At 70.7% G+C, this 14,619-nt stretch carries 14 protein-coding genes; 2 read left to right on the forward strand and 12 right to left on the reverse strand.

Features of this window, described 5'->3' with window-relative positions:
- Nucleotides 1–43: 43 nt before the first annotated feature.
- The 3 genes from smc to ABZ490_RS18890 form a co-directional block, all read right to left on the reverse strand.
- A complete protein-coding gene (smc, locus tag ABZ490_RS18880; protein WP_358991102.1) occupies nt 44–3,643 on the reverse strand; it encodes a chromosome segregation protein SMC in 3,600 nt (1,199 codons plus the stop codon).
- Nucleotides 3,644–3,911: 268 nt separating this feature from the next.
- Nucleotides 3,912–4,115 carry a hypothetical protein gene (locus ABZ490_RS18885; RefSeq protein WP_030793895.1) on the reverse strand — a complete coding sequence of 68 codons (204 nt, stop codon included), beginning with the start codon at nt 4,113–4,115 and terminating at the stop codon, nt 3,912–3,914.
- A gap of 379 nt (nt 4,116–4,494) precedes the next feature.
- On the reverse strand, nt 4,495–4,776 hold the full coding sequence (locus tag ABZ490_RS18890; RefSeq protein ID WP_358991106.1) for an acylphosphatase: 282 nt from the start codon (nt 4,774–4,776) through the stop codon (nt 4,495–4,497).
- A gap of 167 nt (nt 4,777–4,943) precedes the next feature.
- Between ABZ490_RS18890 and ABZ490_RS18895 the strand changes: the two genes are divergently transcribed.
- Nucleotides 4,944–6,107: a CAP domain-containing protein gene (locus ABZ490_RS18895; protein ID WP_358991109.1), complete on the forward strand. Its 1,164-nt coding sequence runs from the start codon at nt 4,944–4,946 to the stop codon at nt 6,105–6,107.
- A gap of 32 nt (nt 6,108–6,139) precedes the next feature.
- On the opposite strand, the gene ABZ490_RS18900 is transcribed toward ABZ490_RS18895, so the two are convergent.
- Nucleotides 6,140–6,736 (reverse strand): flavodoxin family protein, encoded by a 597-nt coding sequence (locus tag ABZ490_RS18900; protein ID WP_358991112.1) that lies wholly within the window; start codon nt 6,734–6,736, stop codon nt 6,140–6,142.
- Between the two features lie 105 nt (nt 6,737–6,841).
- On the opposite strand from ABZ490_RS18900, the gene ABZ490_RS18905 reads away from it, so the two are divergent.
- Complete coding sequence (locus ABZ490_RS18905; protein WP_358991115.1) at nt 6,842–7,243, forward strand: helix-turn-helix domain-containing protein; 402 nt, start codon at nt 6,842–6,844, stop codon at nt 7,241–7,243.
- Here the strand turns inward: ABZ490_RS18905 and mutM are convergent.
- The 8 genes from mutM to recG form a co-directional block, all read right to left on the reverse strand.
- Nucleotides 7,216–8,076: a bifunctional DNA-formamidopyrimidine glycosylase/DNA-(apurinic or apyrimidinic site) lyase gene (gene mutM / locus ABZ490_RS18910; protein WP_358991118.1), complete on the reverse strand. Its 861-nt coding sequence runs from the start codon at nt 8,074–8,076 to the stop codon at nt 7,216–7,218. The genes ABZ490_RS18905 and mutM overlap by 28 nt on opposite strands.
- Nucleotides 8,077–8,146: 70 nt before the next feature.
- The gene (gene rnc, locus ABZ490_RS18915; protein WP_358991121.1) at nt 8,147–8,998 is read right to left on the reverse strand and encodes a ribonuclease III; all 852 of its coding nucleotides are present in this window, start codon (nt 8,996–8,998) and stop codon (nt 8,147–8,149) included.
- Nucleotides 8,999–9,005: 7 nt separating this feature from the next.
- Nucleotides 9,006–9,179, reverse strand: coding sequence for a 50S ribosomal protein L32 (gene rpmF / locus ABZ490_RS18920; protein WP_003951102.1), 174 nt, complete (start codon nt 9,177–9,179; stop codon nt 9,006–9,008).
- Between the two features lie 2 nt (nt 9,180–9,181).
- Nucleotides 9,182–9,832, reverse strand: a complete 651-nt coding sequence (locus tag ABZ490_RS18925; protein ID WP_358991124.1) for a YceD family protein — start codon at nt 9,830–9,832, stop codon at nt 9,182–9,184.
- A 131-nt stretch (nt 9,833–9,963) separates the two neighbouring features.
- A complete protein-coding gene (locus ABZ490_RS18930; protein WP_358991127.1) occupies nt 9,964–11,082 on the reverse strand; it encodes a cell division initiation protein in 1,119 nt (372 codons plus the stop codon).
- 58 nt (nt 11,083–11,140) lie between these two features.
- On the reverse strand, nt 11,141–11,620 hold the full coding sequence (gene coaD / locus ABZ490_RS18935) for a pantetheine-phosphate adenylyltransferase (protein ID WP_055632099.1): 480 nt from the start codon (nt 11,618–11,620) through the stop codon (nt 11,141–11,143).
- Nucleotides 11,621–11,646: 26 nt separating this feature from the next.
- Nucleotides 11,647–12,231, reverse strand: coding sequence for a 16S rRNA (guanine(966)-N(2))-methyltransferase RsmD (rsmD, locus tag ABZ490_RS18940; protein WP_358991130.1), 585 nt, complete (start codon nt 12,229–12,231; stop codon nt 11,647–11,649).
- Between the two features lie 98 nt (nt 12,232–12,329).
- Nucleotides 12,330–14,531: an ATP-dependent DNA helicase RecG gene (gene recG, locus ABZ490_RS18945; protein ID WP_358991133.1), complete on the reverse strand. Its 2,202-nt coding sequence runs from the start codon at nt 14,529–14,531 to the stop codon at nt 12,330–12,332.
- Nucleotides 14,532–14,619: the final 88 nt, after the last annotated feature.

Below are 14,619 nucleotides of genomic sequence, written 5' to 3' on the forward strand. Positions count from 1 at the left end.
GCGTTCAAGGAGTGAAGATGCGAAGTCGGGGTAGCCGGGTGGGTCAGCGCAGCCGCTGGCTGATCACCTTCGACACCCCGTCGCCCTGCATGGACACGCCGTACAGCGCGTCGGCGACCTCCATGGTGCGCTTCTGGTGGGTGATCACGATGAGCTGCGAGGACTCCTGCAGCTCCTGCATGATGCGGATCAGCCGCTGGAGGTTGGTGTCGTCGAGAGCGGCCTCGACCTCGTCCATGACGTAGAACGGGCTGGGCCGGGCCTTGAAGATCGACACCAGCATGGCGACGGCCGTCAGCGACCGCTCCCCGCCGGAGAGCAGGCTGAGCCGCTTGACCTTCTTGCCCGGCGGCCGGGCCTCCACGTCCACGCCCGTGGTCAGCATGTTGTCCGGGTCGGTCAGGATCAGCCGTCCCTCCCCGCCCGGGAAGAGCCGGCTGAAGACGCCCTCGAACTCCCGGGCCGTGTCCCGGAACGCCTCGGTGAAGACCTGCTCGACCCGCTCGTCGACCTCCTTCACCACCTGAAGGAGATCGGCGCGGGTCTTCTTCAGGTCCTCCAGCTGCTCGCTGAGGAACTTGTGACGCTCCTCCAGCGCGGCGAACTCCTCCAGCGCCAGCGGGTTGACCTTGCCGAGCTGCTGGTACGCCCGCTCGGCCGCCTTCAGCCGCTTCTCCTGCTCTGCGCGGCGGAACGGCACCGGCTGGTTGCGGGGGTGCTCCGGGTCCTCCGGCAGCACCTCGCCCTCGGCGGGCGGCGACGGCGGTACGAGCTGATGGGGCCCGTACTCGGAGACGAGCCCCTCGGGCTCCACGCCCAGCTCCTCCAGCGCCTTGGTCTCCAGCTGCTCGATCCGCATCCGCTTCTCGGCGCCGAGCACCTCACCGCGGTGCACCGAGTCGGTCAGCTTGTCCAGCTCGGCCTTGAGGTCGCGCCCGGCGGTGCGGGCCGCGGCCAGCTCCTGCTCCCGGCGCGCCTTGGCGGCCTCGGCGGCGGCCCGCTCCGCCTGCGCGCGGCCGAGGGACACCTCGACGTGCGCGAGCAGCTGGCGGGTGGCCGAGGCGACGGCCTCGGCGACGGCGGCCTCGTGGCGCAGCCGGGCCCGCCGCTGTTCGGCACGCGCGCGTGCCTCGCGTTCCGCGCGGGCGGCCCGGTCGAGCGAGTCGGCCCGGCCGGCCAGTCCCTTCACCCGCTCCTCGTGCGTACGGACCTGGAGCCGCGCCTCCATCTCGGTCTGGCGGGCATTCGCGCCGTCGGCGGCGAGCCGGTCGCGCACCGAGGTGTCGGGCTCCTCCTCGACGGGCATCTCCTCGGCCACGGCCAGCCGTTCGGCGAGTTCCTCCGCCTCCTCCAGCGCGCGGTCGAGCGCGTCCTGCGCACGGGCGGCGGCGGCCGTGGACCGCTCGGCCTCCCCGGCGGCACCGCGCGCCTGGCCCGCGAGCCGGCCGAGCTGCTGTGCCACGGCCGACTTCTCCCGGTCGGCGGCCCGGCGCCGCTCCCCCAGCTCCTCGACCTGCGCGGCGCTCTCCTTGCGCCGGGTGCCGGCCGTCTGCTGGGCCAGGGTGAGCTCCTCGCACCGTACGGCCAGCTCCTCCAGCTGTACGGCCGCCTCGTCCACGGAGGCCTGCACCTCCAGCAGGCTCGGGGCGCCGGCGGAACCGCCGTGGGCGAAGTGGGCGCCGAGGAGGTCGCCTTCGGCGGTGACCGCTGTCAGTTCGGGGTGCCGGTAGACCAGCTCCTCCGCGTCCTCCAGGGTGCCGACGACGACGATGTCGTGGAGGAGACGGCGTACGGCGGGCATCAGGTCGGAAGGTGCGCGGACGAAATCGGCTGCGTGGCGTTGTTGGGCGTCTGCGGGTTCGTTGTGGCTGGTCGCGCCCCGCGGCGAAGCCGCATATGGGTACAGCCCCGCGCCCCTTTGGGGCGCGTCGTCGCCCGCCAGCAACAGAGCCGCTCGGCCCCCGTCCTGCTTGCGCAGCAACCGGATCGCGTCGGCCGCGGCCGACGGAGAAGCCACGGCCAGAGCGTCCGCCGCCGCCCCGAACGCCGCTGCCAGGGCCACTTCATAGCCCGGTGTCACCGTCAACAGCTCCGCCGCTGGGCCCAGGACTCCGGTGAGCCGTGCCCCCAGCAGTACTCCCGTGCCGTCCTTCCGCCTCAGGCCCAGCGCCAGAGCCTCATGGCGGGCTCGCGTCGCGGCGCGTTCGCGTTCCGCCGCGGTGGCCGCCTCGCGGGCCGCGGTGAGGGCGGCCTCGGCCTCGGTGAGGCGGCGTTTCGCCGCGTCGTGCTGCTCGGCGAGGTCGGCGTCGTCCGCGTCGAGGCCGTCGACCTCGGCCTGGAGGGTCTCGTACTCCTCCTGTGCCGCGAACGCCCGCTCCTGGGCCTCGTCCCTCGCCGCCGCCAGCCGGTCGATCTCGGCCTGGGCGGAGGCGGCGCGCGAACGGGCGGCGTTGACCTGGCCGTTCAGCCGGGCAAGGCCCTCGCGGCGGTCGGCGATGGCGCGGGCGACGTCCTTCAGCCGCCGTTCCTCGACGGCGAGTTCGCGTTCCAGGTCGGCGCGGTGGGCGACGGTGTCGTCGAGGGCGTGCTGGGCCGCTTCGAGGGCGGCCTCCAGCTCGGCCTCCTGTTCCCGGACCCGGGCGGCCTCGCGCTCCATGTCCTCGGGGTCGCGGCCGCGCCGCTCCTCGGGGGGCGCGGAGGTGGCGCTCTTCACGCGGGCGTCGGCGAGGGAGACCGTGCCGCGGACGCGTTCGGCGAGCTGGGAGAGCTCGTACCAGGTCTGCTGGGCGCGCTGGAGGCGCGGGGAGAGCCGGCGGACCTCGTCCTCCAGGAGCGCCTCGCGCTGGAGGGCCTTGCGCAGTTCCTGCTCGGCGGCCTCCTTGCGTTCCTTGAGCGCGGCCTCGTCGGCCACCTCCGCCCGGAGCGCGTCCCGCATCCGGACGAGATCGTCGGCGAGGAGGCGCAGGCGGGCGTCCCGGAGGTCGGCCTGGATCACGGCGGCCCGGCGGGCGACCGCCGCCTGGCGGCCCAGCGGCTTGAGCTGGCGGCGCAGTTCGTCGGTGAGGTCCTGCACGCGCGCGAGGTTGGCCTGCATCGCGTCGAGCTTGCGGAGCGCCTTCTCCTTGCGCTTGCGGTGCTTGAGGACTCCGGCCGCCTCCTCGATGAAGGCGCGGCGGCCCATGGGGTCGGCGTGCAGCACGGAGTCGAGCTGGCCCTGGCCGACGATGACGTGCATCTCGCGGCCGATGCCGGAGTCGGAGAGCAGGTCCTGGATGTCGAGGAGGCGGCAGGTGTCGCCGTTGATCTGGTACTCGCTGCCGCCGTTGCGGAACATGATCCGCGTGATGGTGACCTCGGTGTACTCGATGGGCAGGGCCCCGTCTGAGTTGTCGATGGTCAGGGACACCTCGGCGCGGCCGAGCGGGGGACGGCCGGTGGTGCCGGCGAAGATGACGTCCTCCATCTTGCCGCCGCGCAGTGACTTGGCGCTGTGCTCGCCCATGACCCAGGTGAGCGCGTCCACGACATTGGACTTGCCCGAGCCGTTCGGACCGACGACGCACGTGATCCCCGGTTCGAACCGGAGCGTGGTCGCCGAGGCGAACGACTTGAACCCCCGGAGGGTCAGGGCCTTGAGGTGCACGGCGCTGGACTCTACCTTCCGGGGGTGTCTCACTCCATGAACGCCCGGCGACCCCGCGGTTTCACCCATGAACGCACAGGGCACACCACACGTTAAGAAGACCGAGGGGGCGGGGCGCTGGACGGACGGGGACGGGCACACACAGCGCGGGGGAAAGAAAGAAGGGACGCCGAGGCGTCCCTTGCAACTTCTGACAACTTAGCGGTCCGACGCGGTTGAGACGAGTCGCCCGACCACTGCGTGGTGCTGTCGTGGAGCGGTGCAGCGATCAGGTGAGCGCAGGCTCCGCCTGGTGTGCGTCGATGCTCTCCATGAACCTGTCGTGAGAAGCGGCAGCCGTGAGCGCGTCGTTCTCGGCCTGGATTCGTCCGAGCTCGGATTCCAGGTCCTGGACGCGCTGCTGGAGCCGTCGCATCTCGGCGAGGAGTCGCGGGTCGGAGCCGCCGACGTAACCGAGAAGCGCCTTTGCCATGATGGATGGTCCTCCACACTGAGTGACCGACCGAAGCGGTGTGGGTCGTGAGGGATTCGCACCCGCGGTCTTGGCTAGATCTTGTTCGTGCTGCCGTTCATCCATGCCAAACAGCTAGGTGCGCGGGGTGCTTTCAGCGTCTCACCAAAAAGTTTGACGGTCAACACGATCACGCCCCGTATTGGCGGGCAACCCTCCGGAGCGCGGCCGGGACGGCGGCGCTGCGACGGACGCGGGGCCCTGGAGACGTGGCGATCATCCTTGCCTGCGGAGCATGCCAGTGCAAGCGATTCTTGGCAACCACCTGCTCCTTTCCCTCCGGGGCACATGCCGGTGGCACGTCCCTCCCCCTCCCGGCGGCTGCCCGGCGCGGGGGCGGTCAGCGGATCGCGAAGCCGTCGTAGCCGCCGCGCGGTGTGTCCCATATCTCGGTGACACCGTCCACGCGTCCGGGCGTGTCGTCACCCGTCAGCCAGTCCAGCAGGCCTTCGCAGCCCTCCTTGGACCCTTCGGCGACCACCTGGACCCGGCCGTCGGCCACATTGAGAGCAAAGCCACTCAGCCCGCCGATCTCCAGGGCCTTGGCCCGTGTGAACCAGCGGAAACCCACACCCTGGACGTGTCCGCGTACCCAGGCGACCAGTCGCACATCCTCGCTCATGGGTGCAACCTAACCGGGCAATGTCCCTCGGGGCACTTCCTCCCCGGGCGCCATGCGGTACCGTCCCGACCCAATGATTCTCATATGAAACTCACTCGATCGGGTGAGATGGGTTACGCCCAAGATCGTATGAGACGGGTTGACCGATGGACGAGGAAGGCAAGGACATGGGACGCCACCGACGCTCCGCCGCCGGCCGCGCCGCCACGAGCCGCGCCACGGGGGTCGCACAGACGCACGGCTCGGACCCGGACGGCCCCGACTCCTGGGACTCCTATCGGGACGGCCCCGACACGCTCGGCATCGCGCCGTACCTGAACCCGGAGGCGTACGCCGACACCGTCGCGAGAAGCAGGGAGTACCTGTACGCGACGGAGGAGCGGTACGGCACCGGCTTCACCGCCGACGGATTCACGGACGGCGGATTCACGGACGGCGGATTCACGGACGGCGGGTTCGCGGCCGGTGGCTTCACGCCGGACGGCGGCGGACGGGGCGGGGCGGGCCGCCGCCGCAAGAAGAGGGCGGCCACCCCGGTCAAGGCGGGGCTGCTCGGCGTCTCCGCCGCGGTCGCCCTCGGCACCGTCGCGGTGGCCACCGGCGTGGTGCCCGGCCTGGAGAGCTACCGGCTCGGCGGCGGCACCGGCCCCGGCGACAACGTGCAGGCCGCCGACACCCCCGGCAACTCCAACGCCGAACAGGGCGGCACCTCCGGCTCCGCCGAGAGCGGCCGCGCCGGCACCTCGACCGGCCGGGACGCGGGCCGCTCCGCCTCGGCCTCGACCTCGCCCACCCCGTCCGCCTCGAAGTCCTCCGCCTCGGCCTCGCCGAGCAAGACGGCCGAGAAGAAGCCCGAGGTCACCCCCTCGGAGGAGCCGGAGACCGCCGCCTCGAAGGCGAAGACGGTCACCAAGGCGCCCCAGAAGTCCGAGTCCGCCGTGACGGTCTCGGCCGAGGCGCAGGCGGCGGCCGAGGTGCTCGCGCTCGTCAACGAGGAGCGGGCCAAGGTCGGCTGCAGCGCCGTGTCCGCGAACAGCTCGCTGGCGGAGCTGGCCGAGAAGTTCAGCGACGACATGGCCGCGCGGGGCTTCTTCGACCACACCGACCCCGACGGGCTGACCCCGTGGGACCGGGCCGAGAAGGCCGGCATATCCAGCCTCGGCGGCGAGAACATAGCCCGTGGCCAGGCCGACGCGGCCGCCGTCATGGAGGCCTGGATGAACAGCCCCGGCCACAAGGCGAACATACTGAACTGCGACTTCAAGACGCTGGGCGTCGGGGTGCACTTCGGCTCCGGCGGCCCTTGGTGGACCCAGGACTTCGGGTACTAGACCCGCGGTCGTCCAGCGTCACGCAGAAACGATCATGCAGCCTGGGCCCGGCCGGCCAGGAAGACCGTCGCGGTCTCGGCGACCCGCCGGCCCAGGTGCTCCGCCGTGGCCGCATCGGCCTTGTGGACGGCCTCCGCGCCCTCGTCGACGTTGGTCTGCGCGGCCGCGCCGAGGAACACACCGAGGCGGTTGAGGTCGTGCTCGGAGGAGGTGCTGCTGTTCCAGCCGGGCAGCAGACCGAGGTTGACCCAGTGCATGCCCAGCTGAGCGGCCAGGATCTGGAAGAACTGGAGCGTGTGCAGCTTGTCGCCGCTCTTGGAGCCGGAGTTGGTGAAGCCGGCGGCGAGCTTGTCCTTCCAGGCCTGGGTGGCCCAGCGCGCGGAGGTGGCCTCCGCGAAGGCGTGAAAGGCACCGGACGCCGTACCCATGTACGTGGGCGAGCCGAACACGATCGCGTCCGAGCCGTCGAGCAGGGTCCACTGCTCCTCGGTGATCTCGTCGACCTTGATCAGATGCACCTCGGCACCCGCCTCGACGGCACCGGCGCGGACCGCCTCGGCGAGGACGACCGTGTGGCCGTAACCGGAGTGATAGGCGACGGAAACCACGGGCTTGGGCGTGAACGACATGGGAACTCCTCGAAAGGGCAGCTCGGAGACAGTGACCAAAGGAAAGCACTAACTTTTAGTTAGTGCAACCTGTCGGTTAGCGCTGCTGTCGCGTACGCTGATGTCATGACCAGCACCCAGGAGCGCGCGGAGGACCTGGACCTCCCGTTCAACGTGTTCGCCAAGGCCTGCCCCTCGCGCGGCACTCTGGAGCACGTCACGGGCCGCTGGGGCGGCCTGACGCTCGGGGCGCTGTACGAGGGATCGCTGCGCTTCAACGAGCTGCGCCGCCGGATCGACGGCGTGAGCGAGAAGATGCTCTCCCAGACCCTGCACGCGCTGGAGCGCGACGGACTGGTGCACCGTGACGCCCAGCCGACCAACCCGCCGCGCGTGGACTACGAACTGACCCCGCTCGGCCGCGAGGTCGCCGAGCGGCTGCTGGCCCTCATCCACTGTGTGGAGGGCCGGATGGACGACGTCCTGGCGGCCCGGGAGCGCTACGACGTCACGCGCGGAACCTTCTGACACCTCGGGCAGAAGTAGCTGGACCGGTTCATCCACGGGCGCCGGCGCATCGGGGTGCCGCACCGCTTGCAGGGCAGCCCCTCGCGGCCGTACGCGTCCAGGGAGCGGTCGAAGTAGCCCGACTCGCCGTTGACGTTGACGTACAGGCTGTCGAAGCTGGTGCCGCCGACGGCGAGGGCCGCGTTCATCACGTCCCGGACGTGTCCGAGGAGTTCCAGGGTGCGGGGCCGGGTGAAGCCGGTCGTCGGGCGGTCGTAGTGCAGACGCGAGCGCCACAGGGCCTCGTCCGCGTAGATGTTGCCGACGCCGCTGATCAGCGACTGGTCGAGCAGGGCCCGTTTGATCGTGGTCCGCTTGCGGCGCAGGGCCTGGTGGAAGGCCTCGTCGTCGAACAGCGGATCGAGGGGGTCACGGGCGATGTGCCCGATGACGTCGGGCAGCCCGTCGGGGGTGGTGTCGTGCAGCGACAGACCGCCGAAGGTGCGCTGGTCGACGAAGCGGAGCTCGGTGGCGAGCGCGTCGGCGAAGCGGACGCGGATGCGCAGGTGCTTCTCGTCGGGTGAACCCTGGGGCTGGACCAGGAGCTGGCCGCTCATCCCGAGGTGGGCGAGGATCGCCTGGCCGGTGTCCTCCAGCGGCAGCCAGAGGTACTTGCCGCGACGGCTGGGAGTGCCGATGCGATGGCCTTCGAGCCGGTGCGTGAAGTCGTCGGCACCGGCGAGATGACGGCGTACGGCTCGCGGGTGCAGCACCTCGGCGTCGGCGACCGTGCGCTGGGCGACCCAGCGCTCCAGACCGCGCCGGACGACCTCGACCTCGGGCAACTCGGGCATGGCGATCCCCCGGATGTGCGGAGCCCGCCCCTCGATGGTGAGGGACGGGCGCCGTACTGTCGTGTTCCTATCAGGCGGAGGCGGACTCGGAGTCCGCGCCGGAGTCGGCCTCGACGGCTTCCGCGGCCTGGGCCGCCTTCGCCGCCTTGGCGCGCTCGTCCGCCGCGGCCCGGATGGACCGCCAGGCGGACTCGGCGGCCTGCTGCTCCGCCTCCTTCTTGCTGCGGCCGGTGCCGGTGCCGTACGAGACGCCTCCGACGCGGGCGGCAGCAGTGAAGGTCTTCTCGTGGTCGGGACCGGTCTCCGTGACCAGGTACTCGGGCACGCCGAGCCCTTCGGTCGCGGTGAGCTCCTGGAGACTGGTCTTCCAGTCCAGGCCGGCACCGAGGTTCGAGGACTTCTCGATGAGCGGGTCGAACAGGCGGTGCACCAGTTCGGAGGCCGCGTCGAGGCCCTGATCGAGATAGACCGCACCGATCACCGCTTCAAGGGTGTCGGCGAGGATGGATGCCTTGTCCCGGCCGCCCGTGCCCTCTTCACCCCGGCCGAGCCGGATGAAGGAGCCCAGGTCGAGGCCACGGCCGACCTCCGCCAGCGCACGCGAGTTGACCACCGCGGCCCGAAGCTTGGCCAGCTGGCCCTCGGGGAGATCGGGGTGGGTGCGGTACAGCGTGTCCGTGACGACGAGGCCGAGCACGGAGTCCCCGAGGAACTCCAGCCGCTCGTTCGTCGGCAGACCGCCGTTCTCGTACGCGTAGGAACGGTGGGTCAGCGCACGCACCAGAAGGGCGGACTCGAGCTGATAGCCGAGCCGCCCTTCCAGAAGCGTGTGGGACGAGGCCGTGCTGTCCGCCTTTTTCTTGGCGGTGGAATCCGCCATGGCGTCTTCCGCCTTCTTGGGGCTAGACACGGAGCCTCTCACCAGCCGCTCAGACCTCGAGGACCTGGCGCTTGTTGTAGGTGCCGCAAGACGGGCACGCGATGTGCTGCTGCTTGGGCTCGTGGCAGCGCTCGCACGCAACCAGGGTGGGGACCGCAGCCTTCCACTGCGACCGGCGGTGGCGCGTGTTGCTGCGCGACATCTTCCGCTTCGGAACAGCCACGGCTACTTCTCCTGCTTCTCGTCGACGCCCGCTTCCGCGTCAGCGCCGCTCATCTCGTCCTTCTCGCCGTCTTCGAGTGAACCGGCGAGTCCCTGCAGTGCCGCCCAACGGATGTCGACGGCGTCGTGATGGTGGTCCGGGTCGTCCGCCAGCCGGGCCCCGCACTCGGAGCACAGACCGGGACAGTCGTCCTGGCACACCGGCTGCATCGGCAGTGCGAGCACCACCGCATCGCGCAGCACGGGTTCGAGGTCGAACAGGCCGTCCTCGAGGAAGAGCGTGTCCTCGTCGTCCTCAGCGTCGTCGACCGGTTCCGCCTTCACGCGGCCACGGTCGTCGGCGTCGGGGTACGAGAACATCTCCTGGAAGTCCGCTTCGAGAGCGAGCTCGAGCGGCTCCAGACACCTTACGCACTCCCCCTCGGCCCGTGCACGGGCGGTGCCTGTGACGAGCACCCCGTCCATGACCGACTCGAGGCGGAGTTCGAGTTCCACCGGGGCGCCTTCCGGCACTCCGATGACTCCCTGGACGCCGAAGTCCTTGGGAGCGTCGACCGTGCGGGCCAGCCGCTGCAGCGCGCCGGGACGCCGGCCCAGCTCGTGCGTGTCGAACACGAGGGGGTTGCGGTGGTCGAGGCGAGCGTTGGGGGCCATTCCTGCTTTCGATCTTTCGAACTCTGAGGGCCGCCGCCCTTCGGTGTTGCGGGCAGCGGTGATCGCGGACGTACTCGCGACCGAAGAGCCAGGATACTGGAGCTTTCGCCCACAGCCCAATCCGGGGGGTTCTAGAGCCCGCGGCCCTGTTCGTAGGCGCGCAGCTGCTCCGGCGTGATCATGCCCGTGTCGAAGAGGCTGGTCTCGTCGAGGGCATAGGACTGCTGGGCCTGCTGGGCCTGCTGGGCCTGCTGGGGCTGCTGGGCCTGCTGGGGCTGGTGGGACTGCTGGGGCTGGTGGGACTGCTGGTGCGGGTCGTAGCCGCTCTGCTGGGCGTCGTAGCCCTGGTAGGACGCCACCGCGTAGGGATCCGCCTGCTGGTAGCCGTACGGGTCCTGCTGGGCGTACGTCTGGTCGTAGCCGTACTGGTCCTGCTGCGGGTAGGCGTAGGCGACCGGCTGTTCCTCGTACGACGGCTGCGGCGTCCCCTGTCCGACGGCGGCCGGGGCCGCGTTGTCCCGCTCGGCGAGGGCCGCGAGGTCGGCGAGGTAGTCGGCGTCGGAGGAGTGCTGGAAGGTCGTGTTGTCGTCGGCGAGGGCGCCGAGGTCGTCGCTGGCGATCCGCCCGTGCAGCTTCTGCCGCCCCTTGCCGACGGCTTCCAGGGTCTTGGTGAGGACGGCCTCGAAGGCGCCCAGCTTGGTGTCGACGTAGGTGTCGGCGTCCCGGCGCAGGGTCTCGGGGTCGTGGCTGCGCTCGGGGGCGTCGTCCTCCTCCGGGTCCACGTAGCCCTGCTCGTCCAGCCCCGGACCGGTGCCCAGGAGTTTCTCGCGGCCCCGGCCGACCGAGCCGATGGTCTTGGTGAGGACGACCTCGAAGTTGGCGAGCTTGGAGTCGACGTAGTCGTCGGCCTCCGCGCGGACCTCCTCGGCCTCCCGGCGGGCCTCGGCGAGGATCCGGTCGGCCTCGGCCTGGGAGCGGCGGGCGATCTCGGTGTCGGAGATCAGCGAGCCGCGCTCGACGTGCGCGGTGGAGATGATCCGGTCGGCCTCCTGGCGGGCCTGCTCGACCATCTGGTCGCGGTCGCCGATCAGCTCGCGGGCCTCGGCGAGCGAGTCGGGCAGGGCCGCGCGCACCTCTTCCAGCAGGGCGAGCAGCTCGGCGCGGTTGACCACGCACGAGGCCGACATGGGCATCGACCGGGCACTGGAGACCGCCGTGACGATCTCGTCGAGCTTCTTCTGTACGTCCACCGGGTGCTCGCCACTCTCTACAGCTGTGTTGGAGACGGACGGGACGACTGTAGCCCCATCAGTCCTTGCGCAGGCGTTCGTTGAGGGCCTCGAGGACGAGCGGCGGGACCAGGTGGGAGACGTCGCCGCCCCAGGTCGCCACTTCCTTGACCAGGGAGGAGGACAGGAAGCTGTAGGTGGGGTTGGTCGGTACGAAGAGCGTCTCGACTCCGGACAGCCCGTTGTTCATCTGGGCCATCTGCAGTTCGTAGTCGAAGTCGCTGACCGCGCGCAGGCCCTTGACGATGGCGGGGATGTCGCGCTGCTTGCAGAAGTCGACGAGGAGGCCGTGGAAGGCCTCCACGCGTACGTTGCCGTACTCGGCGGTGACCTGACGGATCAGGTCGAGTCGCTCGTCGACCTCGAAGAGGCCCTTCTTCGACTTGTTGATCATGACCGCGACATAGACCTCGTCATAGAGACGGGAGGCGCGGGAAATGATGTCGAGATGTCCGTTGGTGATCGGGTCGAACGACCCGGGACAGACGGCGCGGCGCACTTGTGATCCCTCGCTCTCCGGTCCGGTCATCGTGCGTCTTCGCACGTAGAGGCGGCGCGACCGTACCAAAACGTTCCCTCGCCGTAACGACGGGCCCGGAGCGCTTCGAAACCGTCCGGCCAGCCGAACTCACCGCCTCTGGTGCTGCGCTCCACGGTGACGAGCGCCTCGGGCGCGAGCCAGCCCCCCGAGCGGAGTGTGAGGAGAATCTCCCGAAGATCGTCGTCCGTGACGGCGTAGGGCGGGTCCAGGAAGACGACGTCGTACGGCTGCGTGGGCGCCGTCTGGATCACTTGGTGCGCCTTGCCCGCGCGGACCTCGGCGCCGGGGAGGGCGAGGTTTCGCACGTTCTCGCGGATGACGCGGGCGGCGCGGGCGTCGGCCTCCACGAGGAGGGTGTGGCTCGCGCCCCGGGAGAGGGCCTCCAGTCCCACCGCCCCTGATCCGGCGTAGAGGTCGAGGACGCGTTCGCCGTCGAGGGGGCCGCCGAGGAGGGACTGCCAGGTGGAGAGGAGGCCTTCCCGGGCGCGGTCCGAGGTGGGCCGGGTGCCGGTCCCCGGCGGGACGGCGAGGCGGCGTCCGCCGGCCTTGCCGGCGATCACGCGGGTCATCTTTGGTCCTTGGTCGAGGGTGGTTTCGGATTCAGTCTGGCAGCAGGTCCGTCGTGGTTGCTCGCGCAGTTCCCCGCGCCCCTGACCGGAACCGCCCTTCACCCCTTGTCCAGGTACTGCTCTCTCTCCTCGTCCAACAGGGCGTCCAGGGCCGTGCGCAGGCCCGGGAGTCCCGTCAGTTCGGGATCGGCGGCGACCACCGCGACCGCCTCCTCCCTCGCCTCCGCGATGACCTCCTCGTCCTCGATCACCGCCAGGACGCGGAGCGAGGTGCGGGCGCCGGACTGGGCCTGGCCGAGGACGTCGCCCTCGCGGCGCTGTTCGAGGTCGAGGCGGGAGAGTTCGAAGCCGTCGAGGGTGGAGGCGACGGCGTTCAGCCGCTGGCGGGCGGCGCTGGCCTCGGGCATCTCGGTGACCAGGAGGCAGAGTCCGGCGGCGGAGCCCCGGCCGACGCGGCCTCGGAGCTGGTGGAGCTGGGAGACGCCGAAGCGGTCGGCGTCCATGATCACCATGGCGGTGGCGTTCGGGACGTTGACGCCGACCTCGATGACGGTCGTGGCGACCAGGACATGGGTGTCCCCGGCGGCGAAGCGGCACATGACGGCGTCCTTGTCGTCGGGGTGCATCCGGCCGTGGAGCACCTCGACCCGGAGGCCGTGCAGGGGGCCCTTGGAGAGGTGGTCGGCCACGTCCAGGACGGCGAGCGGGGGGCGTTTCTCGGCCTCGTCCTCCGCCGACTTCCTGGCCTTCTTGGGGTCCTCCTCCTCGTCACCGATGCGGGGGCAGACGACGTACGCCTGATGGCCGTTCTGCACCTCCTCGCGCACCCGTTCCCAGGCGCGGGCCAGGAAGTGGGGTTTGTCGGCGGCGGGGACCACATGGCTGGCGATGGGTGAGCGGCCGGCCGGGAGCTGGTCGAGGACGGAGGTCTCCAGATCGCCGAAGACGGTCATCGCGACCGTGCGCGGGATGGGGGTGGCCGTCATGACGAGGAGGTGCGGGGGCTGTTTGCCCTTGCCGCGCAGGGCGTCGCGCTGCTCGACGCCGAAGCGGTGCTGCTCGTCGACCACGACCAGGCCCAGGTCGTGGAACTGGACCTTGTCCTCGATGAGCGCGTGGGTGCCGATGACGATGCCGGCCTCGCCGGTGACCAGGTCGAGCAGGGCCTGGCGGCGGCCGGCGGCGCCCATGGAGCCGGTCAGCAGCACGACCTTGGTGGCCCGCTCGGCACCGCCCAGCATGCCGCCCTCGGCCAGCTCGCCCATCATCTCCACGATCGAGCGGTGATGCTGCTGGGCGAGCACCTCGGTGGGCGCCAGCATGGCGGCCTGTCCCCCGGCGTCGACGACGGCGAGCATGGCGCGCAGGGCCACCATGGTTTTGCCCGAGCCGACCTCGCCCTGGAGGAGGCGGTGCATCGGGTGGGCCGTGGCGAGGTCGGCGAAGATCTCCCTGGAGACCTTCCGCTGGCCCTCCGTGAGGGTGAAGGGGAGGCGGTCGTCGAAGGCGGTGAGGAGGCCGTCGGGGGACGGGCGGCGCGGGACGGCGGGGAGTTGGGCGTCGGCGTGCCGGCGGCGGGCCAGGGCGACCTGGAGGACGAAGGCCTCGTCCCACTTGAGGCGGGCGCGGGCGTCGGCGATGTCGGCCTTGGTGTGGGGGCGGTGGATCTTGAGGAGGGCCTCGGGGAGGGTGACCAGGCCGCGGCCCTCGCGCAGGGCGGGCGGGAGGGGGTCGACGGCCTCCTGGGCGCTGGGCAGGACGGTCTGAATCGCCTTGCCGATCTTCCAGGACTCCAGTTTGGCCGTCGCCGGGTAGAGGGGAATCAGGGCGCCCGCCCAGGTCTCCACGGTCTCGTCGCTGTCGGCGCGCAGCAATTCGTACGCCGGATGCATCAGTTGGATGCGGCGGTTGAATACGGAGACCTTGCCGGCGAACATCGCGCGGGTGCCCGGCAGGAGGTCCTTGTGGGGTTTGTGGACGCCGCTGCCGAAGAAGACCAGCTGGACTCGGCCACTGCCGTCGGTGATGGTGACTTCCAGCCGCTGTCCCTTGCCGCGGGGAGCCTTGGCCGAGGCGTAGGAGAGCAGCCGGGCGTCGGCGACCATGGCGACCACCGTGACGTGCTCGTCCATGGGGAGGTCGGCCAGGTGGGTGAGCTGGCCGCGCTCCTCGTATCTGCGGGGATAGTGGTGCAGGAGGTCGCCGACGGTGTGCAGGCCTAGGTGTTCGGCCATCACCTTCGCGGTCGGTGGGCCGAGCACCTTTTTCAGTGGTTCTTCGAGTGCGGGCACGAGATCCATTGCACACCACGCCACTGACATTGCTCGATACGTGTCCTGAAACACCTGGTCAGACGGCTCGTTCGGGCTCTAGGATGACGCGCCTCCG

The sequence above is a fragment of the Streptomyces sp. NPDC005811 genome (assembly GCF_040630405.1).
GTDB lineage: Bacteria > Actinomycetota > Actinomycetes > Streptomycetales > Streptomycetaceae > Streptomyces.